The 26045-nt window shown below is 42.3% G+C and carries 22 protein-coding genes; 21 read left to right on the forward strand and 1 reads right to left on the reverse strand.

Going from position 1 to position 26045, the window contains the following annotated elements; genetic code table 11:
* Positions 1-120 precede the first annotated feature (120 nt).
* The 9 genes from J2X69_RS18185 to J2X69_RS18225 all read left to right on the forward strand — a co-directional run bounded on the left by J2X69_RS18185 (position 121) and on the right by J2X69_RS18225 (position 9414).
* Positions 121-969, forward strand: coding sequence for an MbnP family protein (locus J2X69_RS18185; RefSeq protein ID WP_310106539.1), 849 nt, complete (start codon positions 121-123; stop codon positions 967-969).
* A 33-nt stretch (positions 970-1002) separates the two neighbouring features.
* Entirely contained in the window at positions 1003-2094 is a 1092-nt protein-coding gene (locus J2X69_RS18190; protein ID WP_310106541.1) for a cytochrome c peroxidase, read from the forward strand.
* A gap of 260 nt (positions 2095-2354) precedes the next feature.
* On the forward strand, positions 2355-3233 hold the full coding sequence (locus J2X69_RS18195) for an MbnP family protein (RefSeq protein WP_310106543.1): 879 nt from the start codon (positions 2355-2357) through the stop codon (positions 3231-3233).
* A gap of 6 nt (positions 3234-3239) precedes the next feature.
* Positions 3240-4328: a cytochrome c peroxidase gene (locus J2X69_RS18200; RefSeq protein ID WP_310106545.1), complete on the forward strand. Its 1089-nt coding sequence runs from the start codon at positions 3240-3242 to the stop codon at positions 4326-4328.
* Positions 4329-4769: 441 nt separating this feature from the next.
* Positions 4770-5744, forward strand: coding sequence for a hypothetical protein (locus J2X69_RS18205; protein WP_310106547.1), 975 nt, complete (start codon positions 4770-4772; stop codon positions 5742-5744).
* 157 nt (positions 5745-5901) lie between these two features.
* The gene (locus tag J2X69_RS18210; protein WP_310106548.1) at positions 5902-6288 is read left to right on the forward strand and encodes an acyl-CoA thioesterase; all 387 of its coding nucleotides are present in this window, start codon (positions 5902-5904) and stop codon (positions 6286-6288) included.
* Positions 6289-6482: 194 nt separating this feature from the next.
* Entirely contained in the window at positions 6483-7583 is a 1101-nt protein-coding gene (locus tag J2X69_RS18215; protein ID WP_310106550.1) for a lipase family protein, read from the forward strand.
* 4 nt (positions 7584-7587) lie between these two features.
* On the forward strand, positions 7588-8316 hold the full coding sequence (locus tag J2X69_RS18220) for an alpha/beta hydrolase (protein WP_310106552.1): 729 nt from the start codon (positions 7588-7590) through the stop codon (positions 8314-8316).
* Between the two features lie 435 nt (positions 8317-8751).
* Positions 8752-9414 carry a class I SAM-dependent methyltransferase gene (locus tag J2X69_RS18225; RefSeq protein ID WP_310106554.1) on the forward strand — a complete coding sequence of 221 codons (663 nt, stop codon included), beginning with the start codon at positions 8752-8754 and terminating at the stop codon, positions 9412-9414.
* A 106-nt stretch (positions 9415-9520) separates the two neighbouring features.
* Here J2X69_RS18225 and J2X69_RS18230 read toward each other — a convergent pair whose 3' ends face one another.
* Positions 9521-10513: an AraC family transcriptional regulator gene (locus tag J2X69_RS18230; protein ID WP_310106555.1), complete on the reverse strand. Its 993-nt coding sequence runs from the start codon at positions 10511-10513 to the stop codon at positions 9521-9523.
* Between the two features lie 153 nt (positions 10514-10666).
* Between J2X69_RS18230 and J2X69_RS18235 the strand changes: the two genes are divergently transcribed.
* The 12 genes from J2X69_RS18235 to J2X69_RS18290 all read left to right on the forward strand — a co-directional run bounded on the left by J2X69_RS18235 (position 10667) and on the right by J2X69_RS18290 (position 25894).
* Positions 10667-13114: a TonB-dependent receptor plug domain-containing protein gene (locus J2X69_RS18235; protein ID WP_310106557.1), complete on the forward strand. Its 2448-nt coding sequence runs from the start codon at positions 10667-10669 to the stop codon at positions 13112-13114.
* Between the two features lie 29 nt (positions 13115-13143).
* The gene (locus tag J2X69_RS18240) at positions 13144-14361 is read left to right on the forward strand and encodes a hypothetical protein (RefSeq protein ID WP_310106559.1); all 1218 of its coding nucleotides are present in this window, start codon (positions 13144-13146) and stop codon (positions 14359-14361) included.
* Positions 14362-14366: 5 nt separating this feature from the next.
* The gene (locus tag J2X69_RS18245) at positions 14367-15527 is read left to right on the forward strand and encodes a PepSY domain-containing protein (protein ID WP_310106561.1); all 1161 of its coding nucleotides are present in this window, start codon (positions 14367-14369) and stop codon (positions 15525-15527) included.
* Positions 15520-15708 (forward strand): hypothetical protein, encoded by a 189-nt coding sequence (locus J2X69_RS18250; protein ID WP_310106564.1) that lies wholly within the window; start codon positions 15520-15522, stop codon positions 15706-15708. Before J2X69_RS18245 ends, J2X69_RS18250 begins: the two co-directional genes overlap by 8 nt.
* A gap of 346 nt (positions 15709-16054) precedes the next feature.
* Positions 16055-16939 (forward strand): arsenite methyltransferase, encoded by an 885-nt coding sequence (locus tag J2X69_RS18255; protein ID WP_310106566.1) that lies wholly within the window; start codon positions 16055-16057, stop codon positions 16937-16939.
* Between the two features lie 494 nt (positions 16940-17433).
* On the forward strand, positions 17434-19470 hold the full coding sequence (locus tag J2X69_RS18260) for a sensor histidine kinase (protein ID WP_310106568.1): 2037 nt from the start codon (positions 17434-17436) through the stop codon (positions 19468-19470).
* Between the two features lie 11 nt (positions 19471-19481).
* Entirely contained in the window at positions 19482-20105 is a 624-nt protein-coding gene (locus J2X69_RS18265; RefSeq protein WP_310106571.1) for a response regulator transcription factor, read from the forward strand.
* Positions 20106-20152: 47 nt separating this feature from the next.
* On the forward strand, positions 20153-20857 hold the full coding sequence (locus J2X69_RS18270; protein WP_310106573.1) for a hypothetical protein: 705 nt from the start codon (positions 20153-20155) through the stop codon (positions 20855-20857).
* A gap of 11 nt (positions 20858-20868) precedes the next feature.
* Entirely contained in the window at positions 20869-21180 is a 312-nt protein-coding gene (locus J2X69_RS18275; RefSeq protein ID WP_310106576.1) for a hypothetical protein, read from the forward strand.
* An 81-nt stretch (positions 21181-21261) separates the two neighbouring features.
* Positions 21262-22629 carry a WG repeat-containing protein gene (locus J2X69_RS18280; RefSeq protein ID WP_310106578.1) on the forward strand — a complete coding sequence of 456 codons (1368 nt, stop codon included), beginning with the start codon at positions 21262-21264 and terminating at the stop codon, positions 22627-22629.
* A 308-nt stretch (positions 22630-22937) separates the two neighbouring features.
* A complete protein-coding gene (locus J2X69_RS18285; RefSeq protein ID WP_310106579.1) occupies positions 22938-23273 on the forward strand; it encodes a helix-turn-helix transcriptional regulator in 336 nt (111 codons plus the stop codon).
* Between the two features lie 8 nt (positions 23274-23281).
* Complete coding sequence (locus J2X69_RS18290; RefSeq protein ID WP_310106583.1) at positions 23282-25894, forward strand: ABC transporter permease; 2613 nt, start codon at positions 23282-23284, stop codon at positions 25892-25894.
* Positions 25895-26045 lie beyond the last annotated feature (151 nt).

Raw genomic sequence — 26045 nt, forward strand, 5'->3', positions numbered from 1 at the left:
TATCTCTAAATGTATTTCAATAAGTAAATTATCTATTTTCTTATTGTGTATAAAAAAAACACATAATGTTTTATGTGCTGGGATAGGTATGTCTAATTTTTAAACAATAAGAATAATGTCATGATAGAAAAATATATAGAATCTTTACATAAACCTGCTCTTTTACTTGCCGGATTGTCTCTTTTGGCGCTCACTTCCTGCAATGATGATGAAGCGAGCCCGGTGGTTCCTGAACTTGAAGGGACTACAAATCTAATGATTGACGCCCGATTTGGGGATAGTGATTTTGAGCTCAATAAAGCGTTTCGGGCAACATCAGGAGATCAGTCCTTGGATTATGAATTCACCCGCTTACGTTATTGGGTGAGCAATGTGATATTGGTCAAAGAAAGTGGGGAAGAATTCATACTGCCTAATTCCTATTACCTGATGGAAGAGACGGGAGAGATTCCTGTGCAGGACGGTACATTCGGCAAGGTATATCCGGCCAACAAGCGTGAGGAGATTGAGCTATCGGGGATCCCGGCGGGAGATTACAAAAGTGTCAAATTCAATATCGGAGTGGAGCCTAAGTACAATGACAATTTGACCCTGCAAATAGGTGAACTGACTCCACTTAATGGAATGGCAAAAGATAGTTGGATGTGGTTTACCAGTTACATCTTCACTTCTGCTGCGGGGAAAATGTCCCTTGCTTCGGACGCCGGGCAGACTCAGAATTTCTTTCTGGAGACGGGTTCTAATGAAATGTATATTCAGAAATCCGTGAATTTCGAACAGCCAATCCGAATCAGTTCCACTACCTCCTCTTCGATTGAACTTATTCTTGATATGCAAAAAGTAGTCAACATCGAGAATGCCTGGGATAATGCGGTGATCGGAGCCACCGATGTAGAGATGATGACGAAGCTGAGAGACAACTATGTCGATGCAGTTTCTTTGAATACAGCAACATCATCATTAAGATAATAGGTAATCACCAACAACAGAAACTTGTTGTTTATGGATTCTAACTATGGCATCGGAACTTCTTTTAGGTTAGTTATCTCTTTCCTTGGTTTGGTGAGCTGTACTACTGTAGTGGAAGATCAGGTGCCCATCGGTGATAAGGTAGGCACCGGGATTGAGCTGGAAATTCCGGAAGGATTTCCCAGTCCGGTTTACATGATGGACAATCCACTTACGGAAGAAGGGGTTTTGTTGGGAAAGAGGCTTTTTTTCGACAAAGAAATTTCTTCAAACGGGAAAGTCTCCTGTGCGAGCTGCCATAATCCTCACTTGGCATTCTCCGATGGTGTAGCCTTGGGACGGGAGGGCGTAAGTGGTAATCCACTTGAAAGACATTCTCCCGCATTGTTCAATCTGGCATGGATGGGTAATGGTTTGTTCTGGGATGGCGGATCCAAAAATCTGGAATCCCAGGCATTGGGTCCCTTGACTCATGCGGATGAAATGGGCATGGATCTCAGCGAATTGGAGCACAGGCTGCGGCAAGACCCTACTTATCCTCACTTGTTTGAAGATGCATTTGACAATGGGGTTTCTGCGGGGAATGTGGCAAAAGCATTGGCCCAGTTTCAACGTACCCTAGTTTCGGCAAAGAGTAGGTACGACCAGTCTCTCCGCGCATCTTCGGGAGTGAGTCTCAGTGAGTCTGAGCTTAGGGGACTGGGCTTGGTGAGACAGCATTGCGGTGCTTGCCATTCGGGAGAACTGCTCACGGACAATCAATTCCATAACAACGGAATCGATGGGGATTTCTCTGACCTGTCCCATGAAATGATCCATTTGGGAAGATATAGAATTACCCATACTGAGGGAGATGTAGGGGCTTTTAAGACGCCCTCACTCAGAAATGTAATGGTAACTGCCCCTTACATGCATGATGGGAGATTTACTTCGATTGATGAAGTGATCACCCACTATACATCAGGTGTAGCTGATGTCGAGACCACAAGTCCGCTACTCTTTCAACAAACCGGAAAAGTAGGAATCTCCCTTACTGATGATGAAAAGTCAGCCATAAAAGACTTTCTAGAAACCTTGACAGACCATGACTTTATTTCCAATCCGTCTTGGACTGTTGTCAATTAAACTAGTGTCATGTTAAGTGTAAAAAGTACCGGACAAACCTGTCGGGTTTTGCTATTAGAACCATGGGAACCTATTTACCTATCAAAAATCGGTGGTGTAAACCTGACAGGTTTTGGTTAACGCTACACTAGTAATATAAAATCGAAGATATCGAAGGAGACACACAACTTGTCCCGCACCTGCCTGCCATAGGCAGGGATGCTATCCCGCTTCCATCGGTGCAGGAGAAGTTATGTCGCTAAAAATCAAATTATAAACACATGAAGAAATATAGTCAAAGATTAAAACACTCACTAACCTCTTACTGCTTATTGATAGCAGGTCTGGGGATAATCACGGCATGTGTAGATGAAGATCCCGGCCCGGATCTGGAGAAAACCGGTGATTTTTCCATTGAGTTTGATACTATCGTGGGAGAGGAGACTTTTGGTCTTGCTCCCCGACAATACACAAATGCAAAAGGGGAAACCTTTTCCATAAAGTTGCTGCAATACTTTATCAGTAACATCAAGCTTTACACCGAGTCAGGTGAAGAGTATGTCGTGCCCCAGGAGGAAAGTTATTTTTTGGTTCAGGCGGAAGATCGCAGCACCCGTTTTACAAAAGTAAGGGTGCCTGAAGGAGATTACACCAAAATCTCATTTGTGCTGGGTGTGGATAGTTTGAGGAACACCATGCCCGTGGAGAGACGTCCAGGTGTGTTGTCCTTTGATCCCGATCAGGGGCATGAAGGTGGAGGAATGTACTGGGGCTGGAACAGCGGGTACATATTTTTGAAGTTTGAAGGCACCTGCGATCTAATCTCTGATGATCAGCAAGGGGATCCTACCGGAAATAAACAATTCAAGTACCATATCGGAGGCTATGGGGGATACAGTGCGCCTACGCTGAACAATATCAAAGAAATAACCATGGATCTGAATCAGGGAGGGATCGCACAGGTGCGGGAAGGATTAAGAAGTAATGTTCACCTTTTTGTGGATGTGATGAAGGTGTTCAACGGTCAGCATACTTTCAGCATTCCTGAGCATCCCAATGTGATGTTTTCAGATTACAGCGTGAACATTGCCAATAATTTCCCTGAAATGTTCACCCATGACCACACGGAGAACTTCACCAAAGGGGAGGACGAACTGTAAATGGAGATGGAAATTATTAACCGTTCGAAGCGAATACTCCATTTATTGCCCGTTGTCGTGCTGCTGGTTGTACTGGCAGTCGCCTGTCATTCAGGGAATGAAGAGCCTGAGCTGTTTCATGGTTTTATTCAGCCGGAAGGCTTTCCAGAGACTTCTTATGATTTTTCGAGAAATGAGGTGACCAAAGACGGATTTGAATTGGGTAAAAAGCTTTTTTTTGAACCGCGTCTGTCCCGCAACAATACGATCGCCTGTGGAAGCTGTCATATTCAGAGCGCTGCATTTACCCATCATGGCCATGATGTGAGCCACGGAATAGATGATCGGCTGGGGATCCGAAATCCCATGCCGATCATGAATATGGCTTGGAGTGATGAGTTTTTTTGGGACGGTGGGGTTTTTGACTTGGATCTGGCGGCTGTCAATGCGATAACCAGCCCGGTGGAAATGGATGAAAATGTGCCAAATGTGCTGAAGAAATTACGCGAACATCCGGAATATCCCGCACTTTTCAAAAAGGCATTCGGAAGCGGGGAAATTACGGATGCACGCTTTTTCATGGCGCTTTCCCAATACATGCTGATGGCGGTCAGTGATAACTCAGCGTATGATAAATTCCGAAGAAATGAAGTAGGAGCGGCATTTACCGAAAATCAGCTTGCCGGATATCAGGTATTTCTGAAAAACTGCGCCGCTTGCCACAGCGAACCCCTGCTCACAGACCAAAGCTACCGCAACAATGGGCTTGCGCCTAATCATGTGGATGACAGGGGGAGATTTGAAGTTACACTCAATGAAGCGGATAACTACAAATTTAAAGTTCCAAGTCTCAGGAATTGGCAGTATACAGGGCCGTACATGCATGACGGCAGGTTTTTAACACTTAATCGGGTGATCGAACACTACCGCTCGGGAATGATTGATTCTGAGACCTTGGACCCCATCTTCAGAAATAAGGATGGAACAATCGGGGTGAAAATGACAGATACGGAAAAAGATAACTTAATAGAATTCTTAGCAACCTTAAATGATCGGGATTTTGTCACCAATCCATTGTTGGCAGAGCCGGCTATTAATAGTCCTTATACACAATGAAATCGAGCCTGCCTGCTTCAGGTAGGTATTCCATAGCGTGTCCCGACTAATCGGGGGCTTAAAAACAAAATATAAACACATGAAATCGAGCATGATCCCGTACCTACGGGAACACACAGGGGGATGATTATATCCAGGCATACACCGCATCAGCAGATTTGCTTGTTGTTAGGGCGCGTTGGGGTGACGCAGCACAGCTTGTCCGCCTCAGGCGGAAGGGTGCGGCTGGTCTGAGGGGGGAAGATTGCTGGCGTCTAGGCCTTTTGCCTGCCCGACGTGGCGGGGTTCTTTTGGGCCAAGCCAAAAGAACAAAGAAATCAAGCCTGCCTGTGGCAGACAGGCTTGACCCAGTACCTACAGGATCATACAGAAGGTTATTTAATAACCCATTTAAACTCACTCGACTATTTCTCTAAAAGAAAAAACTTAATTTATAAACACATGAAAATCAAATTATATATCATAGTAATACTGTCTTTTTTGCCGTTTGGAGCCAAGGCTTGTGATATTTGCGGCTGTGGTGTAGGAAGCTATTATTTGGGAATTCTCCCTGACTTCAGCGACAAGTTTATTGGCATCCGCTATCAATCCAAATTGCTGACCACGCATCTGGGGCCGACCGGTAACCGTACGCCGCTCACTTCAGATGAAACATACCGGAGCATCGAAGTATGGGGTGCGTGGAACTTTGGCAGCAAATGGAGAGTCATGGCGATAGTGCCTTATAACTTTAATACCCGAGAGATAGAGCAGGGGAATGTGAAGGGGCAGAAGGAAGGACTTGGAGATGTCGTCGCCATTCTTAATTACAAGCTGTTTGAATCACGCATTACTACCGGCAATGCAAAATTTCTGGCACATTCGCTTTGGATGGGAGCCGGTATCAAAGCTCCTACGGGAAAATACGAAGACGGAGAGCAGGTAATGCCTGATTCCCCCAATAACTTTCAGCTGGGGTCGGGGAGTACCGACTTCCTGATCAATGCGGCCTACGATGTCAGATTGATGGATTTTGGTGTAAATGTAAATGCCGGTTATAAACTTAACACGGAGAATAACTACGATTACCGCTATGGCAACAAATTCACGGGCAATGTTCTGGCTTATTATAAGTTCAACATCAAGGACAAAATCCGCATAGCTCCTAATGTTGGGGTGATATATGAGACCCAGCCACAGGATCTTCTTTACAATCGCTATGCGGTGTACCAGTCAGGAGGCAATTTGCTCAGTAATGTTCTTGGAATAGAGATCAATGTGGGACAGATTTCTCTGGGCGCCAACTATCAGCTACCCATCTCCCAGAATTTAGCCAATGACCGTGCCTTGGCGGGCAATCGTCTGATGACGCATATTTCATTTAATCTAAAGCGCAAGGAAAAAATAAAAGACGCTGTATTTTCACTTAATTTGTAGTAGACAATAGTTGCCACAAAATTGAAACTTGATCAGGTGTGTTACAGAAAACCGGACAAATTGTAGAATGAGGTAAACCCGTATGCTGAATTTCATTCCCCCTGATCAATTCAATACAAGGCATTGTCCATTTTATTGCACTAGAAAGAGAAATTACATGACCCTTGAAGAAAAAATAGAGCTTTCAGAAACCCGGATATTTAAAGCGGTTTTCCCAAACACCACCAATCATTATGACACACTTTTTGGTGGAACCGCGATGCATTTGATGGATGAAGTAGCTTTCATTACAGCGACCCGATTTAGCAGACAGCGGATGGTGACTATCAGCAGTGATAAAATTGATTTTACCAAGCCTATTCCCGCAGGAACTATTATTGAATTATGCGGAAGGGTGGTTCATGTGGGAAATACAAGCCTCAAAGTACATGTAGAGGTCTTTGTGGAGCAGATGTATGAAGATGTCAGAGAAAAAGCGATTTCGGGCTCATTTACTTTTGTTGCTATAGATTTGGACAAGAAGCCGGTAAGGATAGTGGTGTGAGCTGAGGCATATAAGTATGATCCTTTTGGAAGTTATTGGCTCAATTTGGCAAGGCACAAATTGGTTTTTAACTAGTCAGATGTGAAGCTGGTGACATTTGGAAGACCTCTCCTTTTTTAGGAAATTGACCAAGTAAGTAAAGTGTTGAAAATGATTCTGGAATATTTCTCAAGAAAGTCGATTAACAAAACTGAATGAAAGCATCAATACTCATAAGCTTTATAGTTCTTGTTCAAACCGTTCAGGGTCAGGTTTTGAATCCGGGTTTTGAGAAATCAGAATATATTGAAACGCTTAAGATTAATCACAGGACTCATATTCCAATAGAAGAATGGGACAAAATCGAACGTATTCCTTCGCCGGAAGAATATGATTTTGTTTATCGTTCACCCGTTGTTGCGTTTGACAATATTTGGGATTTATGGATTCATAAAGAAAAACCTATTGCCTTGATTTCAGTTCAGGGCAGTATTAAGACTGAAGCAAGTTTTTTGGCTAACCTGTATGCTGCTATGATTCCTGCAAAGGGGGAACTTCATCTTGACAAAGATTTTTTGTTCCAATACAAGCTCGCCGAAGATCCGAATGCAGCAGTGCAGGTAGGCTGGTTTGTGGCTATGGCTTACCTCTCAAAAACAATCGAAGCGAAAATAGACTCCTGCTATAAGGCAGGAATCAAGGACTTTATATTAACAGGGCATAGTCAAGGCGGTGGGATCACCTTTATGCTCAATGCATATTTGGAGAACTTAAAACTTGACAAAAAACTACCCCAAGATATTCGATTCAAAACCTATTGTAGTGCCGGGCCAAAACCCGGGAATTTATTTTTTGCCTATGAGTATGAAAAAATGACTGAAGGCGGATGGGCATATAATGTAGTCAATACGGCTGATTGGGTTCCTGATGTCCCATTCTCTGTTCAGACAGTGGATGACTTTACTTCTGTAAATCCATTTCGACATGCCAAAGCAGTCATTAAAAAACAAAAATTCCCGGTAAACATAGGTTTGAAAAGGGCCTATAACCAATTGAGCAAACCAAGCCAAAAAGCCCAGAAAAATTATGAAAAATACTTGGGTAAAATGGTCTCTCAGGCTGTCAAAAAGCAATTGCCGGCCTTCGAGCGTCCCGTGTACTATAAGAGTAATTACTATGTGCGAACAGGGAATACAATAGTACTTCGTGCTGATGAAGAATACTTTGAGATTTACAGCAATAGCACCGACAACCCCAATATTTGGCAACATCATTTGCCGGAGCAATACTTATTTTTAGCACAAAAATTAAGGTGATAGTATGGACCACAACATAGGAATAGTATTTATCCACGGAGCAGGTTTGAATGCCTCAATATGGGCCGATTTGATAAAGGAAATCAATATCCCAACCTTAACTATTGACTTCCCAAATAAAAAGACGAACTCAAAAGCGATAGATATGATGACTTTTGATGACTATGTAAGTGCTGCGGTCAACCAAATTAAAAATTGGAAGGTAGAGCATTTTATCATCGTTGCGCACTCAATAGGTGCTTTCGTCGGTCTAAAAGTTGCAAATCAATTCAAAACTGAATTAAGGGGATTTGTTGCTGTAGGCTCCATTATCCCAATAAATGGAAATTCATTTGTTTCATCTTTGCCGTTTCCCCAGAAATTGATAATGCCGGTAATCTTAAGGCTATTTGGCACGAAACCACCCCAAAAGTCGATAGAAAGTGAACTCTGCAACGACTTGACGGCTGAGCAAACTTCGAAAATTGTGAATGAATTCACTCCGGAGTCAAAGGCGCTTTACCTAACCAAAATCAATTTTATCCTGCCCGACACCAATCGGATTTATATTAAGTTGGAAAATGATAATTCAACTCCGAGTACTTTACAGGACAAAATGGCGCAGAATCTAAATGCGGAAAAAATAATTTCTATCGACAGCGGACATTTGCCAATGATCAGTAAAGCAAAACAATTAGGGGGGATCTTATCTGACTTTGTTAATGAGATTGAACAGAGCGAAATAACACGGTAGCGCCAGCTCTGCATTGCCTGCCATTTTTAACCGGAGAAACTATTTTTACCTACTTAGGACCATTGAAAATTTCTCTTGGAAAAGAGGGGGCAGTTCATTTTGAACTTAAAGGCCAATGGGATTTCATTTCCTTTTTTTTATTTATAATCAATCTAAATAATAATGTATTTTAATTACTTTTGATTCCAAGATAGCCCGACTATTGTTTCTGCTTCTAGTGTTTCGGATTTCCTGTCTTCAAATTGACCATTTTTAGTCTTGGTTTGCGGGATATGTTTGCGTCCAGAGTTCCATGAGGTTATTACGGTATAAGCGGATTTACTGATTATTCATGGGAAAATGACGTCAGATTCCTGCCGTGGGAATAGCTACGGAAAGGGGAGACTAGGGAATTTACAGATTAGAAGTATTTTTAATTTTAAATTGGATAAATATATGAAAACCAAATATGTAAGGGAGATGAAAATGATTGCTTCCCAGCTCGGAAATCCTACGGGTAAGCGTGGTCTGGAGATGGCGGATCAAATGCATGAAAGCAATATTTCCATGACCAAAAATGCTATAAGTTTGCTTAAGGCAACTGATACAGATCGTGTGTTGGAGCTTGGTCACGGCAATGCAGCGCATCTTCCTTTTCTCATGGAGCAGGCTGAAGGAATTCATTACACCGGACTGGAAATATCCGAGACAATGCGGAATGTGGCTGAGCTAAATACGGGTAATTCTTTCCATTCAAGAACCCAATTTGAAATCTATGACGGATTGATTATTCCCAAGGAGGCAGGTTGTTTTGGGAAAATATTTACTGTTAATACCATTTATTTCTGGACTGATCCGGCTCAATTGGCATCTGAGCTATACAGGGTCCTCGCTCCCAATGGCCGACTGGTCATCGCCTTTGCCCCTCGCAGTTTTATGCAGGAACTGCCTTTTGCAGAATTCGGCTTTCGCCTATACGAGAAGACTGATGTGGTGGATTTGATGGAGGCGGCTGGCTTTTCACTTGAAAATACTGAAGATTATTTCGATCAGGTAAAGACAAAAGCCGGAGAGGACGTAAAAAGGCCATTTAGCGTGATTTCATTCTGTAAAAAATGAGCCTGTGGCAAAAGTAAAAACCGGAGCGATAGATGGGGTCCACCTTCCGGGTCCCATAGCTCCGCCCAATGGCTCGGTAAAAGGCCAATTGTCAGTTCAATGTCCTCTATTTCATTGTACTGGGTAAGTAGCCAAACTTCCTTCTGAAGGCAACGGAGAAATGGTTAGGATTTTTATAGCCAGCTTTCAAAGCTATTTCCGATATTTTCATTGAGGGATCGCAGATCAGAAGTTCTCTAGCGGCTTCCATCCTAAGGTCAGTCAGGTGTCCAAAAATTGTCTTCCCAAAGGTTTCCTTAAAACTTTGCTGAAGTTTTGTCCTGTTTACACCTACTTTCTTCGAAAGCTCCTCTATGGACAAAGGCTGGTTGATATTTTCTTCCACGAGCTGTTTTACCTCCATCATCAATTCTTTTTTCGGTTGGTGCGAATGTCTATTAGCATCAGAACCCGTTCCTGTCAGCTGCTCTATTTGTAGACAAAGCAGTTCCATCAATTTTCCTTCTACAAAAACTCTTTTAAGTGCTCCCACATAAGAGCAATGATAGATATCCATCAATATTTGTTTCATTTTAGAAGTTATCGGATGGCTTTTGCCTCCAAGCATGGTCGGGCGTTCCCTGTCTATTTGTTCCATAAAACCCTCCAGCACACCAAAGTTGCCATTAAAAATCCTATTTAGGTAATGGTAGGATAGCTCAATCTCAATCCCCCATCCATTTGTAACAGAGGGGTAGATCAAATGTCCCAAAAGAGCGGGAAAATAAAATAGGGTATGGTGTCCGGCCGGAATTGCACAGTCCATATCACCCTTGGCTTTGGCTGTGTAGAATCCACCGCCTGAAAATTCAAAATGCATCTGAAGGTAGGGGCTGTCTGTGCGGACAAAGTACCCAAAATCTTCCTTGTTCGATTTATTGGAAAAATGGATATGGACTCCGTCAATAAAAATACATTTGGTGACGTGGTGAAAAATTTCTGACCGGTACTCTAAATTAAACTCCTGTACACCGTCTGTGTCCTTCAATCGATACTCATCCGGGTACTCTGAAACCGAAAATGCATCGTTAAACTCATCCCAACTGCGAATAATTTTCATCTTGTTTTCTCCTTGTTAATTACTCCCCACATCCCTTCATAAACTGCATCTTGCGTACACAAAATTGCATCTGGCGTAGTTCGTCTTTTCTATATTTGCCTCTCTATTTAAATTAAGTCTAAATAAGCATAAAAAAAGTATTTATACAAAACTATGGATCAGTCAGTGGTCAAAATGAGCGTCTTCAGGGCATTTGTAAGTACATGTTTGTTTTTAAGTTCTTATGCTTTCGTTTTGGCTTTTCCCAATGTAAAAGACAGTGTAAGTGATTCCCTGCAAACATTTTCTTGTAGTGGTGTGGTGTACGGCGATGATGGCGTCACGCTGCCCGGAGCGGTGGTAAAAGTCAGTCAATCAGATTTATCCACCGTTTGTGACAAGAACGGATATTTTTCTCTCTCCAATATAGACCCTAAGGATGCCGTACTTATCATCAGCTTCCTTGGCTATAAGGAGAAGATCCAGCCGCTTTCTTTTGCCGAAACCAGACATGTGCAGCTGGAGATCGTATTGGATTCGGACAATCACTTGCTGGAGCAGATCGAGGTATCTGCACGGTCTATTGAGCGAGAACTCGCCGAGCAGCCTATACTGATACAGGCTGTAAGCACTCGGGAAGTCCGTGAACAGCCCAGCTCACTCGTTGACCTGCTCAACCGGAGTGCAGGAATCAGGATAAGACAAACGGGTGCCGTGGGGGCAAGGTCCAATGTTCTGATGAATGGGTTTCAAAACCGCTCCGTTAGATACTTCAAAGATGAGATCCCCATGGATTATCTGGGGGGAGGTTTCGATCTGTCACTCTTGCCTATCAATATGATAGAAAGGGTGGAAGTTTATAAAGGGGCTCTGCCGGGTAAGTTGGGAGCGGATGCATTGGGTGGAGCCTTGAATTTTGTCAGCCGTGAGGCATATAGAAAGGAGTTGGATGTCTCTTACGAAATAGGCTCTTTTCAAACCCACAGGGCAGCCCTAAGTGGATTTTTTAAGAATGACACCAGTCCTTATTTTGTGGGGCTGGATGCCTTTTACAATAATGCCGCCAATAACTACCCCGTAGAGGTTAGGATCACGGATCAAGAGACAGGGACCCAATACGATGACGAGGTGAAGTTGTTTCATAACCGATTTCGAAACTTTTATACCGAAGTATATGGAGGTATTGCCAATAGATCCTGGACCAAGGAACTGAGAATAGGACTGACCGTATTCCAAATAGACCGCCAAATCAACTACGGTGCATCTATGCATCAGGCCATAGGAGCGGCCACTAACAGGCAACATTCGGTAATACCCACCTTAAGGTATCGTCATACAGCGTTAAATGGCAGATTGGATATAGATCATTTTATGGTAGCCAATACCATACATGTCCAGCAATTGGATACCGCCAGAGGTCAGTATAATTGGTACGGCGAGTTTTTCCCATCCGATTCTAGACTTGGAGAGCTCAATGTCAGGGGCTCGATGGCCAATCTGGATTATAGTTACCGCACCTCGAGAACCTATCTTGGATATGCCCTGTCCGAGCAGCATAGACTGGAATTCAACACGGTATTTTCAGGATTTTCCCGAGTGGGGAGGGATCCTATGGGACCGGTATTCTCAGATACCCGGGAGGATGTGCTTTCTACGAAGGGGGTATATAACAAGACAGCCGTTTCGCTGGGAGTAACTTCCAATTTCATCGAAGGAAAATTAAGTAATCAATTGACTGTCAAATATTACAATTATAAAGCCAATGCTACCGATGCGGATTATCAGGGTCGTGCCGTCCATCATGATCAGCAAGGTCAGGACTGGGGAATAGCCGAAGCGTTGAAGCTAACTCTCTCAGATCAGTCCTTTGTGCGGATTTCAGGGGAGGTGGCACTGCGTATGCCGGAGCAGGACGAACTCTTTGGAGATGGAGACAGAAAATTACCCAACCTTTCCCTGAAACCTGAAAGAAGCCTGAACCTAAACGCAGGATACAGGTTGAACTCCCGAAAGGGACATTTCTTTGAATTCAACACGTTTTATAGACTGACAGAGGACCTTATCCTACTGGTCCCCCATAACCTGCTGTTCAGCCAAAGTAAAAACATGGAGGAGGTCAGGGGTTTTGGAATAGAAGCAGACGGTTCGGTTATGCTGTCCTCCTGGCTAAGAGGGGGAGGGAATTTCACTGTACAGGAGCTTAGACACTACAATACCAATGCTCCAAGCATGGAAAAATCCAGACTTCGAAATACTCCCTACTTTTTCTCCAACCTGTTTCTACAGGGAGATTTTCAGAACCTTCTAGGAAAAGAAGACAAGTTGCAAGTGTACTGGTATTTCCAGTTTGTGAGGCAGTATTATCTGGATGCGGTGCCGCGAAACATGGAGCCACAGGGATTTTTGGGACTTTGGGGAGAAGCCCAACTCGATGTAAGAAATATCATTCCCGATCAAAGCATTCATACCCTGGGCTTTACCTATCATCCTTTCGGGAGGGATTTTTCCCTTGGCATGCAGGTCAGGAATCTATTGGACAAGCCGGCCTTTGACCAATTTCGGATACAAAATGCGGGTCGAAGTTATCACCTAAAGGTACTCTATCATCTTTCTAAAAAGTAAATATTCCATATATGAAAACCAATATAAAAATGTCAAAATCAATTATCAAATACGTTGTTGCCTGCTGTTGCCTATTTGCTTGGACCGCCTGCGACAGCGACAATGACCCTGCCCCGGGGCCTGGACAGGAAGAAAATGGCCATTATATCATGATGACCTCTGCAGGACCATTCAATTCAGGTCTGCAGGGTGGTTATTTTGGGGTATTCGAGGAATTGCCTTCAGGTAATGTCACAAACATAAAAACCAATTCCCTGCAAATTGCCAGTGCTTTTGGCTTCAGGTCTTATGGTAAGTGGTTTTTTAACCAATTCAACACGGCTGGAGAAGCAGGGTTGCAAAAATACCTTGTAGAAAATGGCCGTGTCGAGGAAGCCGGTTTTATCCCCAATGCCCAGCCTTCCTACCTGATCGTGGATGATACCCATGGCTTCTATCCGGATCCCGAAAGAGGACTTCTGAAAATCCAAACCTTCAACCCTACTTCCATGCAGCGTACGGGAGAAATAGACCTGACGTCCTTGAAGGTAGATGGAGTCGAATACCAGGTAATCGGCAAGCATACGCTAGCCGCCAAGGAAGGCAAGTTATTTGCAGGCATCACCTATTCCACTACTGCCTTACAGGGATATGGTGGTGACGTAGTGGACTACGTGGAATTTGCCGTGATTGATATTGCCAGTGGCCAACTGGAGAAAACCATCAAGTACGATGGGCTGAAAAGCATAGGTTGGGGATCCAGTGGCAACAAAATGTGGACGTTGGGCGATGATGGTGCACTGTATTTTTATGCCACGGATCTGGGAAATGGTTTCCAAAACTCGTCTATCATCAGGATAAAACAGGGGGAGACGGATTTTGACCGTGAATGGGAAATCAAAGCGGGTGACTATATGGAAAGAAGCACCTTTGCCACAGCTTTGGTAAAAGGAGGTAAGCTCTACACCCAATTTTCTTCAGAACCTTTGGCAGCAGACTTTTCCAACCTGCAAGCACAGATATGGGATTATTATGCCATTGATTTGGCTACAAAGCAGCGGACAAAAATTGAAGGGATGCCCAAAACATTTTACGCTTGGGGATCAAATGATGCCATTATCGAATTGGATGGGAAAATCTATTTCTGGGTGAGCCATTCGGGAGACAACGTAGAGGGGTATTATGAACTGACGGGAGAATATACGGCGACACGCACCTTCAATGTCACAGACGGCGGGCAGATCTGGGGATTTGTAAAACTAAAATAACCGATATGTCTGCAAAAAGCGCAAAAAGGTGGTTCTGGTGGCATAAGTGGAGCAGTCTTGTCTGCACATTGTTCCTGCTTCTCTTGTGCCTGACAGGATTGCCGCTGATTTTCCACCATGAAATAGAGGAACTGACGGAGGAAAAACATCCTCCGTCTGACCACCAAATAGAAGGAGAGGGGGTAAGTCTGGATGAGATTATCCGGAACGGAAACCAAATCTATCCTGACCAGGTGGTACGGTACGTGTTCTGGACTGAGGACGAACCCGGTTTGGTCTACCTGAGTTTGGCAGATTCGGTCAATGCGCCACCTGACAACTACATCATACTTCCTATGGATGAATCCAGCGGACTACAAGCCAAGGAACCTGCAACCGCTGAAGGCTTTATGTACATCATGCTTCGCCTGCATGTAGACCTTTTTGCAGGAATCGGTGGGAAGCTTTTTATGGGATTGATGGGTATGCTATTCGTAGTGTCCATCATCTCGGGTGTTGTACTTTATGGGCCTATCATGAAGAAATATGATTTTGGAATGATCAGAACCCATCGTTCTGCACGACTCAAGTGGCTTGACACCCATAATTTTCTGGGGATAGTCGCTCTTGTGTGGACTTTAGTGGTAGGCGTTACCGGCGTGATCAACACCTTGTCGGATGTGGTTCTGGGACTTTGGCAGCAGGGTCAGTTGGCAGAAATGACATCTGCCTATGTCGATGCCAAACCTCTTGATCCCGACACGTTTTATTCTCTAGACTTGGCTATCAAAGCTGCTGAAGATGCTGCTCCTGACAAAAAAACCGCACTGGTGGCTATGCCCGGTACTGCTTTCTCCAGCATGCACCATTATGCGGTGTTTTTGAGAGGCACTACGCCACTCACCTCCAGACTGGTGATGCCAGCCCTGCTTGACGCCAGTACCGGAGAACTTACGGATATGCGGGCAATGCCTTGGTTTGTAAACGTACTGTTCCTTTCCCAACCCCTGCATTTCGGTGATTATGGTGGCTTGACCTTGAAAATTATTTGGGCCATACTGGATCTGGTGACCATTTTGATTCTCGTGACAGGTTTGTACTTGTGGATTTCCCGCTTCCGGGCAATGAAAACAGCCAATATTACCTTAAAGGAAACCAAAATAAAGACAGCCTTACTACATGAATAATAATCTGTTTTTCCGCTTATGGGGAGTCCCGATACTACTGGGACTGGTCACACTTGCCGGACTGATAATAGCTCTGGTCAGAGATGGGTTCTGGGATATCCTGTCTTCATTTCTGATGGCCATCCCGCTTGCCATTATTGGCTATTGCCTTGGTCGTATGGGGAGAGAGAAAGGAAAATAGAGACTGTGGTAATACACATTTAAGTGTTAGTGTAGTGTTAACCAAAACCTGTCAGGTTTACACCATCGATTTTTGATAAATAAGTAGGTTCTTATGGTTCTAATAGCAAAACCTGACAGGTTTGTCCGGTACTTTTTACACTTAACACTAGTTAATATTTCATAGCAACAAAAGCGGGCTTGGAGATAGTTTTGGCTTCTCTGCGCCGCTTTGGCTATTGATATCCAAGTAGGCAAATCTGCTATAATGGGGGGACCGGGATCGTTGGATACATTCCGGAAAATTTAGATTTGGGGAATGATGCAAAAAACTAATCACTATCTTGATGTCACGATACTAGAAGGCTATGAATAAAGAACAAGAGTTAAAAAATGTGGTGAAAGAGCGATACGCTCAAATAGCCGGACAAGGCAAAGCTGAAAATGCAGCATCCTGCTGTGGTGCTACCTCCCCATCCAATAAAGTGTACAATATCATGATGGATGATTATACAGGAACGGAAGGGTATCTGGAAGAGGCTGATTTGGGATTGGGCTGTGGGTTACCCATACAGTTTGCAAAAATACAAAAAGGAGACACTGTCGTTGACTTGGGGTCAGGTGCGGGTAATGATTGTTTTATTGCGCGTCATGAGACTGGGTTGGAAGGAAAAGTAATCGGAATAGATTTCACTCCAGCCATGATTCAAAAGGCCCGTGCCAATGCCGAGAAATTGGGTTATGTCAATGTAGAGTTTCGTGAAGGGGACATAGACAGCATGCCTGTGAATGACAGTACCGTGGATGTAATTGTAAGCAACTGTGTACTTAATCTTGTGCCTGACAAGCAAAAAGTGATAGGAGAGATTTATAGAGTATTGAAACCCGGTGGGCATTTTAGCATCTCGGATATTGTTTTGGTAGGTGACTTGCCGGAGGCCTTGCGTGAAGATGCTGAAATGTATGCCGGTTGCGTAGCAGGCGCTATTCAACGAAACGATTATTTGCGGTTTATCAAAGACATGGGATTTCAGCATATCACTTTGCAGAAAGAGAAGCCAATAACCATTCCCGAAGACATTTTGGGCAAATACCTTACCGAGGAAGAAGTTTTCGATTTCAATAAGGGTGAGACCGGTATTTTCAGTATTACGGTGTATGCCGAAAAGGCTGGAACGAAATCTGAAATGCCTAAGATCAATCCAACGGAACTGCGGGCGGGTGATTGTAACCCTTCCTCAGGATGTTGTTAGAAAACCTATCACCATTGAGCTACTTTTCCCGGAAGGGAGCTAGTATCATTATAACTAACCGTTAAACCCGGGCTATGCATTAGCATTTGTAGTAGCCGTAATAGATTTTCTAATGCATAATTCAGGTTAAAGTCTCCGTGATTGTCTCACTTATGGGAAGTGGGGTGATGAAAGCCAGTCGTGATGACGAGAATGCAGTCAGTATTTTTTCCGAAAGTCTGCTTTAGCTTTGGAGATAGGGAAGGGTTACGCAAAAGTCACAGTTTTGAAGTGATTTTCCGGTAGCGCCGAAGCCCTATTTTCCAAATGTACTTTCATCCCCGTTTGCGGAGACTAATTCATGCAAATTTTTAACGGATTCTATCTTGTTAAACTAAAAACTCTATTACTAACTTAAAAATCCCTGATTACAGTTATTCAGAAGTATAGATGTAAGGACTATTTTTGATGAATTTTATTTCAGATTATATTTTATATTTCAACACATTGAACGGATGAAGTGCACCTGCTTAAATTTCAATCGGTTTTTAATCACTTTATTGTTCTGTTTTTTTGGTGTTTATGATTCATCGGGACAATCGGTTAAAGACTCCTTAGAACAAATACTTCAGGACCCATCACTTGCTGCGGGCGACCGAATCCTAGCTCAGGGGAAATTGGCTACACATCTGTTTTTTAATGATGAAAAAGAACGATCTGCTCAGTTATTAGATCAGGCCATAGTGCTTTCCAAAGCACAGGATGACAAGCAATATCTTGCCAAAACTTTGGCCATAAAAGCCATACAACTGCGCATCACCGGGAATTTTGATGAATCGGAAAACACGATGGACGAGGCTTCCAAGCTGATCGAAAAAATCCAAAACCCAAGTGTAAAAGCCTATGTCTGGTATGCCAGGGGTTGGCTCGATTACCGCAATGAAAATCTCTCTCAGGCGGTAGAAAACTTTATCAACGCGCTTCAGTTTTATGGAGAGAGTGCTACAGCAGATGATCTTAGGGTAAAAGCTTCTGTTTATAACGAATTGTACAATATTTATGCCCAGTGGAATGATTATTCCCAAATGAAAAAGTATGCAAAATTAGGGTTAAAAGCGGCACAACATTCCGAAAATATAGATGCGGTTGGCTTTTCCCTTCAATCGCTGGCGTACACTTTTGAAACAGCCTACAGGGCCAAACCGACTAATTTAATTGATCTGGATTCCGCACTTTATTACTACAAGCAGTCTGTGGATGTTTTGATGCAAAATCAAGATAAAACTTCTGTTTCTTCGCAATTGCCCTTAAATGTGATGGGGCTGGCAAATTTATACTCAGAATTCTACCCGGAAACTTATAAAGACAGCGCCCTATACTACACAAACATTGCTTTGCAAAAAGGAATGGAAACCAAGCAATACTCGGTGGTTGCAGGAGCTTATGGAATTAAAAGCGAATATGCCCAACGTGAAAATAAACTGGATGACGCAGTAAATTATTTGTCACAAGCTGCCTTTTACATTCAGATGGAAGAATTGCCGGATTACAATATACTGGCTCAAATTCACTTGTCTCTTTCTGGAATTTATGAAGAAAAGAAAGACTTTTCTGAGGCATTGTCTTTTTATAAGAAATATGTAGAGTTGTACAAACAGCGGTTTGACAGTGAGAAAATGGCTGTTGCCAGCGAGCTGGAAGTACGTTATGAATCAGAACTGAAAGAACAAAAACTAGCCAATCTGAATGAACAGATCATTCAGCGCAAAAAACTAAACCTAATTTACATCCTGCTGTCTATAGCTATTTTTATTGCTTTGTTATTCTTACTTGCGGCATACAGGCAGCGTGCAAAATCCCTACAGCAACAGCAAAAGTTACATCAACTTGAAATCGACAAAATCAAGCAAGAACATAAAATATCCGTACTTTCTGCAATGGTTGATGGGCAAGAAAACGAACGGGCACGCATAGCCAGAGATTTGCACGACGGACTGGGAGGATTGCTTTCGGGAGTAAAAATAGAGCTTTCAAGCGGACTGAATACCTTAGAGGCCCAACCTAACAAAACCTTGCTCAAAAATACCTTGGACAGATTGGACCAAGCAGTAGATGAACTAAGACGTATTGCCCGAAATATGGTGCCCGAACTTCTGCTGAAATATGGACTTGATGAAGCTCTCAAGGAGTATTGTCTGTCGCTAAAACGGACAGGGGTAAACATCAGCTACCAAGTGATTAATTACCAAAGAAACATACTCAAACAAAACACCCAGGTGGCTATTTACCGTGTGGCACAGGAGCTGATCAACAATGCCCTCAAACACGCAAAAGCCTCCCATATTTTAGTGGATTTACAAATGCGCGAAAACCTGCTTTTTCTGACCGTAGAAGATGATGGCTGTGGCTTTGATCCTGCCAATATTTCTCAGAAAGGAAGCTTTGGATTGGCTAATCTGGAAGCCCGTTTAGAAATTTTAAATAGCTCGTTGCATATTGACAGTGAGCAAGGTACAGGAACATCGGTCATCGTAAACTGCCCAATTGATTAATTTCCATACGAATGATAAAGATATACATTACAGACGATCATCCCATTGTTTTGGGAGGACTCAAAAACCTGATTGAAAGCAAAGAAGGAATGCAGCTATTGGGACTGTTCAGCAATGCAAATGACACGCTGATAGCATTGAAAATTGAAGTGCCTGACTTGATTCTGCTTGATATCAACCTTCCCGATACAAGCGGTATTGAGCTTAGCAAGCAATTGCGTGAGAGCTATCCTGATTTGAAAATCATCATCCTAAGCGTGCATAATGAAAAAGCGGTAATAGGCAGTGCACTGCAAAACAAAGTGAATGGCTATGTATTAAAAAATTCCTTGGGAGATCAAATCATAGATGCCATTCATCAGGTAATGAATGGTGAATTATATCTTTGTGAACAATCAAAAGCCATTTATTACAATTCAGATGCTTCAGAACCCAATACCATACCCATCGTAACCCGAAGGGAAAAAGAAATACTAAAACTTATTGCCAATGGAAAAACATCCACTCAGATTGCCGACCAATTGTTTATAAGCCCACATACTGTTGAGTCACACCGAAAAAACCTGATCGAGAAATTTGGGGCAAACGGTATGTCTACCGTAATAAAACTGGCGACTGAATATAATTTGATATAAAAGGGTTTATAAAAAAAGTCCATCCAAAACATACATAATAACTAAAAATGATATTTTATCAAATCAGAAGTAAACAGGTTAAAGTTATTGAAATAAATGAGTTGGAATGTCCAAACTGTAAAAATAAGGGGCATTTGCAACTATTTTTGTTTCTAAAATATACTTGGATTTTTGCGCCAATCTTGCCAGCCGGGAAAACAGCAATTTTAGAGTGCAATTCCTGTGAGCAGACAATCCCAATAAAAAATTGGACCAAAAAATTGGATGTAATTTTTAAAACAGAGAAGAAAAATTTCAAAACACCTTTTTACTACTATTCCGGTGCGGTTTTTATTTTGTTGATTTGGCTAATTCCCTTTACGATGATGAAAATGGGTATTACCAATCCGTTTGGGCTGAATGACGACAGCAAGACAATGGGGCAAGCGATAATAGACAGGCAGCATATCAAAGAGAATGATATACTCTATGTCAACCTACTTGTCAATGGCGAAGCTCCCAAATTTAAAGCGGTGAAGGTAGTAAAAGCTGAAGACGAAAAGGTGGCTTATATTAAACAGAGTATTAAAAGTTACGAAACATTTAAAGATTTTTATGCTTTAAAAGCTGCGGATTTTTCCAATAGTGATTTTGAAGATGAAACACTGAAAATAAATCTGGAATATTTAAGAAAAACAGGTTCAGTAGTGGAAGCTCACGAAGACAATAAGCCCGGAATTGCTATCATGAGCTATTTTTCTATGATAAAATAAATCAACAAGGTATGGGATTGGGGAAAAATGACAATGAAGATTATGAATACTCAGGGTCTCCAAAAAAACAATATATAGTAAATACTGTTTTAGCTGTACTGCTTGCCTTGCTGATGTTCTGGGTCGCAAATTATTTTTATAATCAGCTAGTTATGTATGAAAAAGGAGAAACCATACACATACAGGACATCGTGTACATGATCTATCTATTAGCAGGGAAATGGTCTGTTGCCGCTATTTTTATGTTAGTTGGTTTTGGGTTTTTATATGCCGGATATACACATTTTAAGAAATATCAGGAAGTAAAGAACAAGGATTTTTGATCAAAAACCCCTGTTTTCAGTTATGTTACAATGAATCGGGTTGTATTACTTTTGCGATAATTGATCAGTAATATAAATCGTATGAAGAACACAATTTCACTTTTGAATGGGCCAAAGCCAACTTGGCTGATGCTCATTGTTTTAATGTTATTTGGTGCGAACCAAGTGGCTTGGACTCAGACCATTCCAACTGGAACCCTCCCGGCCTATAAAATGCAGTTTGCCCTGAGCCTGAATGTAGAAAAATACAGGAACGAAAATATAGATGCCATAGATGAAGAAGATATTACTGCTTTGATGGGATTAATGGCAATGTTCAGCCCAGACGAGGAGATCCTTACCATTTATGTGAGTGACAACAAAATCCGGGTAGAAGAGCAATTCTTTAAAAAGGAAATCCACCTTATTGACAAGCTATCTGACCAGGCCTATACATTAGACACTGCTTCCAAAATAGCTTATAAGACCTTCAATTATTTGGGTCAATCTTATATGGATGCTTCCAATGAAACCGGCGATGGGGAGGCATTGGGGATGAAGATAACCTATACGGATTCACTAAAAACCATTGCAGGAATACCCGTAAAACAAGCAGTCATCACTTTTGAGGATGAGAACTGGATTTTTGACGGTTATCCGGACGAAGAGAAAGAAAATGGAGCCGAGAATATTTCCATTATTGTATGGTATGCAGAGGAGATCCCTGCTTATTACTATAAGGAGTATGATTATTTGAATGACATACCAGGGGCAGCTTTGGCTATTGGTTTTACTTCTAATTCTCTTGATTTTGGAATAGTCGCCACTTCAGTTGCTGACATAGTTGTACCTTTGTCATTGTTTGAAGTCCCTGAATACTATGAAGTTATGGGATGGGAAGATTATTTTACAATCAATGAAGATCTTTCCATTGATGGGGACTATAAAGAAGATTCCGAGTTTGAAAACGGCTACCGATGGGCTGCAAAAAAAGTAAATGAGTACGATGAAATTTACGGTGTAGAGGACAAAAATGGAAAGCTTGTAATCCCACATCAATTTAGATTTTACTACTCATTTTTTGACGGGGTGGCCGTAGTAGTTGATTCAAAGAGCTATCGGTACGGCCTGATAAGCAAAAAAGGGAAACTAATAGTGTCTTGCAAGTATGATTATCTTTATAGTAGTTCTGAGAACAAAATCATTTTTGAGAAAGCAGAGAAATATGGGGTAATAACCCCAAAAGGGAAAATAGTGCTCCCCGCCAGCTATGATTACATTTCTAGTTTTAATAACGGAATGGCTGCTGTAAGGCTGGACAGTTCTTACGGTTATATCGACACAAAAGGCAAATTAGTTATCCCTTTAAAGTATGATTACGCCTATGATTTTGACGAAACCGGAAAAGCTGAAGTGTATGTAGATGAAGAAGTTTTCTACATTGATACCAAAGGGAATCGGGTGGATTAGGTATATAATACTATCAGCTCGTCATTCGTGTACATGAACTACACGAATGATGAGCTGATATTACAGGAAATTATAGGAGAGGACTGCTGTTATCGGCTGTTGCGGAAGATTTTTTATTCCGTCCACTCACGAGTCTGATCTACATTGAAGATCATTAAGCGGCTTGAGCAAAAATAGATCAAATAATTATTGTTAGGAGGCTTCAAGTGTCTGGATTTTAAGTTGGGAAAAATTTATTTTTATATGTCCTACAAAAATGAAACATATTTATTACTTTTGCTTTCGTAGGACATATTAATATTCTTGAGATGAGAACATATTTGGGAGAATTGGAAGAGCTGATTCTGTTGACAGTCGGGGTTTTATATCCTGAAGCTTACGGTGTGTCAGTCATGGATGAAATCAAAATTCAGGCAGACCGGTCATTGAATATCAGCTCAATTCATTCTGTGTTAATCCGGCTGGAAGAAAAGGGTTTTTTAAAGTCACATATGAGTGAGCCCAGGGAAGAGCGGGGAGGTAGGAGAAAGCGGATTTTTACGCTTACAGCTGCCGGAAAAACCGTACTTGATGAAAGCCAGGCCTTAAGAAACCAGCTTTACTCCATGATACCGAAACCGGCATTTGAATTTAAACTGACTTAGGTCTTGCAATGAAAATGCAGAAACCTCCCAAATGGGCTGATAAATTCCTTGCGTGGTATTGCAGGCCAGACCTTCTCGATGAGATACAAGGTGATATCTACGAGTTGTACGACAGGAAAGTAGGAGAGAGCAAGCGGGCAGCAAACTGGCAGTTTGTATGGAATGTCATCCGTTTTTTCAGGATAAAAAATATCAAAAAGAGAAGTTCAAAAACCTATTCAAACGCAATAACTGCTGCCATGCTAAAAAATAACCTGACCGTTTTTTTAAGAAGTTTCCGAAGAAACCCCGGCCATTCGCTGCTGTCACTGTTTGGCTTATCCATAGCGTTTGCCTGCACTTTCCTGATTGTCCTGTGGGTGAACAATGAAATGTCTTATGATAAATTCAACAAGGATTCTGAAAACCTGTATAAAGTGATTACGCATATAGATGCAAATGATTCGTACCAAACACAATTTACTGCGGGTTTCAATATTGACGTAAGTAGTGTGCCTGAAGTAGAAGAAGTCACCCATATATCCACGGGAACAAGATGGCCGCATGAACTGTGCTTCTGGCCGGAGACTGAAACCGGAGAATGTGTTTATTTCAGTGGAGTGTACGCCAGTCCGGGCCTTTTCTCCACTTTTACTTTTCCGATTCTAAGTGGAGATCCTGATCCGTTGAAAGACGTGGCGCAGATAGCCATATCGGACAAAATGGCCAAGACACTATATGGCGAAGAAAGCCCCCTTGGGAAAATCATCAAGATTGACGGATCCAAGGAAGTATCTATTGCGGCAGTCTTTCAGGATATCCCTTCCCAGTCTTCCATCAAATTTGATTTTGCACTCCCATTTTCAATTTATCAAAGGCAAACGGGAATCAGTGATGAAAGGCTGCAGTCCTGGTTTTTTGATGTTTACCTAAAAACAGTTTCCAATGTGGATGCCGGGCAACTTTCTGGTAAGCTTAATAATCCCGCAGTCATAGGGGGAGAATATTTATCCAAAAAAATGGCCTATGAAGCAGTTCCATTTACAGAGTGGCATTTAAATAATACCTATGAGAACGGGAAGGCTACCGGAGGAAGAATTGATTATGTGAGGCTGTTCATTCTTATCGCCTTGCTGGTATTGGTTATGGCAGTCATCAATTTTGTAAATCTATCCACTGCCAAGGCTACCTTGAGAGCCAAAGAAATCGGAGTAAGAAAGGCAATAGGAGCGGTGAAAAGCAGCTTGGTGGCCCAGTTTATGAGTGAATCCTTTGTGATGGTTCTAGCTGCATTTCTATTGGGGATAGGATGGACAGTACTGGGGCTACCCATTTTCAATAACATCATTGGAGATAGCTTATCCCTTTCGCTGATCGGCGGAATGAATGTAGTTTACCTGCTGATTTTTATGGTTGTTGTTGCGCTGCTGGCAGGATTGTATCCTTCTTTGGTGTTGTCGTCTTTCCAATCTGCCGGTATACTCAAGGGAGCGAGCAATTTCAACGGCTCCCTGAATATTCGAAAAGTACTCATGGCTGTACAGATCTGCCTTTCCTTAGGAATCATCTTATTCAGTTCGGTGATTTATTTCCAGTTGGATTTTATCCGTCAGAAGAACCTGGGGTTTGACAGGGAGAATATGATCCGATTAGAGCCTAGCTATAGACTGCTCAAAAGCTATGATGCCTTCAAAAGTGAGACGCTTAGGAGCGACGCGGTCACAGATATGACTGCTGCGAATGCAAATCCCATGGTAATGGACAATAACACTCTTGCCGTGGATTGGGCAGGCAAATCACCCGATTCCCAAATCAGTTTTCAGACCATCGGGGCTTTAGCCAATTTCAGTGAATTATTCGGGCTGCAAGTGCTGGAAGGAAGATCTTTTTTAGCCGAAAAGCTGACAAAAGACTCACTTGCCACGGAGGCTTTGATTACTGAGACAGCTGCAGCCTATTTTGGTTTTGAAAATCCGATTGGTGAAAAAATAAGAATCCACGATTACCTGGATTGTGAAATCGTAGGGGTGGTAAATGATTTACATACGTCATCCCTGAAAGAATCTATTCAGCCTCTGATTATTTATAGAAGCCCAATTGAATACCTCCCCGGTATATATATTAAATACAGGAATGGGGAGGCTCAAAAGGCACTTGAGGCGATCAGTGTCTCTTATAAGCTAATCGAACCTGACTTGCTCCTCAAGTATTGGTTTCAGGATGAAACCTTCGATAATTTATACAAAACTGAGTCAATCGCTTCCAATCTGGTTTTGGCATTTTCCATGATATCCATAATCATTGCGATTATTGGAATAGTGGGACTGGCCACATTTAATACCTTGCGTAAAACAAAGGAAATTGGAGTACGGAGAGTTTTTGGAGCCACCGCGTTTGAATCACTGCTTGTATTGGTGAAGGAATTTGTATGGGTAGTGATGATAGCCCTGCTTGTGGCCGTTCCGGTAGCTTGGGTAATCTCCCAAAAATGGCTGCAATCATATGCCTATAGAACCCAAATCCCGTGGGTTACTTTTGGGCTTATTGTGTTGGCGGCAGTTTTGTTGATTATGGGTGTCATCTGGATTCAAAGCCAGAAGACCATCACCACAAATCCGACTAAGTCATTGCGCAGCGAATGAGTTGATACTTTCACGGGGATTAAATTCGCCGTTGGATTATTTCATTTAACTCTTGCCTTAAAAATTGGCATTTTCAGTCAGGGATTGTCCTAGGTACACTCCATATTTCCTGAAACAATTAAAAACTAAGGCTACGGGCAGATAGACTGAG

Origin of the sequence: Algoriphagus sp. 4150, from assembly GCF_031457395.1 — a bacterium.
In the GTDB taxonomy this organism is placed as follows: domain Bacteria; phylum Bacteroidota; class Bacteroidia; order Cytophagales; family Cyclobacteriaceae; genus Algoriphagus.

Bases quoted from the DNA above. Each gene is read 5' to 3' on its own strand.
- J2X69_RS18185 (WP_310106539.1), top strand. From the start codon at position 121: ATGATAGAAAAATATATAGAATCTTTACATAAACCTGCTCTTTTACTT.
- J2X69_RS18190 (WP_310106541.1), top strand. From the start codon at position 1,003: ATGGATTCTAACTATGGCATCGGAACTTCTTTTAGGTTAGTTATCTCT.
- J2X69_RS18195 (WP_310106543.1), top strand. From the start codon at position 2,355: ATGAAGAAATATAGTCAAAGATTAAAACACTCACTAACCTCTTACTGC.
- J2X69_RS18200 (WP_310106545.1), top strand. From the start codon at position 3,240: ATGGAAATTATTAACCGTTCGAAGCGAATACTCCATTTATTGCCCGTT.
- J2X69_RS18205 (WP_310106547.1), top strand. From the start codon at position 4,770: ATGAAAATCAAATTATATATCATAGTAATACTGTCTTTTTTGCCGTTT.
- J2X69_RS18210 (WP_310106548.1), top strand. From the start codon at position 5,902: ATGACCCTTGAAGAAAAAATAGAGCTTTCAGAAACCCGGATATTTAAA.
- J2X69_RS18215 (WP_310106550.1), top strand. From the start codon at position 6,483: ATGAAAGCATCAATACTCATAAGCTTTATAGTTCTTGTTCAAACCGTT.
- J2X69_RS18220 (WP_310106552.1), top strand. From the start codon at position 7,588: ATGGACCACAACATAGGAATAGTATTTATCCACGGAGCAGGTTTGAAT.
- J2X69_RS18225 (WP_310106554.1), top strand. From the start codon at position 8,752: ATGAAAACCAAATATGTAAGGGAGATGAAAATGATTGCTTCCCAGCTC.
- J2X69_RS18230 (WP_310106555.1), bottom strand. From the start codon at position 10,513: ATGAAAATTATTCGCAGTTGGGATGAGTTTAACGATGCATTTTCGGTT.
- J2X69_RS18235 (WP_310106557.1), top strand. From the start codon at position 10,667: ATGGATCAGTCAGTGGTCAAAATGAGCGTCTTCAGGGCATTTGTAAGT.
- J2X69_RS18240 (WP_310106559.1), top strand. From the start codon at position 13,144: ATGTCAAAATCAATTATCAAATACGTTGTTGCCTGCTGTTGCCTATTT.
- J2X69_RS18245 (WP_310106561.1), top strand. From the start codon at position 14,367: ATGTCTGCAAAAAGCGCAAAAAGGTGGTTCTGGTGGCATAAGTGGAGC.
- J2X69_RS18250 (WP_310106564.1), top strand. From the start codon at position 15,520: ATGAATAATAATCTGTTTTTCCGCTTATGGGGAGTCCCGATACTACTG.
- J2X69_RS18255 (WP_310106566.1), top strand. From the start codon at position 16,055: ATGAATAAAGAACAAGAGTTAAAAAATGTGGTGAAAGAGCGATACGCT.
- J2X69_RS18260 (WP_310106568.1), top strand. From the start codon at position 17,434: ATGAAGTGCACCTGCTTAAATTTCAATCGGTTTTTAATCACTTTATTG.
- J2X69_RS18265 (WP_310106571.1), top strand. From the start codon at position 19,482: ATGATAAAGATATACATTACAGACGATCATCCCATTGTTTTGGGAGGA.
- J2X69_RS18270 (WP_310106573.1), top strand. From the start codon at position 20,153: ATGATATTTTATCAAATCAGAAGTAAACAGGTTAAAGTTATTGAAATA.
- J2X69_RS18275 (WP_310106576.1), top strand. From the start codon at position 20,869: ATGGGATTGGGGAAAAATGACAATGAAGATTATGAATACTCAGGGTCT.
- J2X69_RS18280 (WP_310106578.1), top strand. From the start codon at position 21,262: ATGAAGAACACAATTTCACTTTTGAATGGGCCAAAGCCAACTTGGCTG.
- J2X69_RS18285 (WP_310106579.1), top strand. From the start codon at position 22,938: ATGAGAACATATTTGGGAGAATTGGAAGAGCTGATTCTGTTGACAGTC.
- J2X69_RS18290 (WP_310106583.1), top strand. From the start codon at position 23,282: ATGAAAATGCAGAAACCTCCCAAATGGGCTGATAAATTCCTTGCGTGG.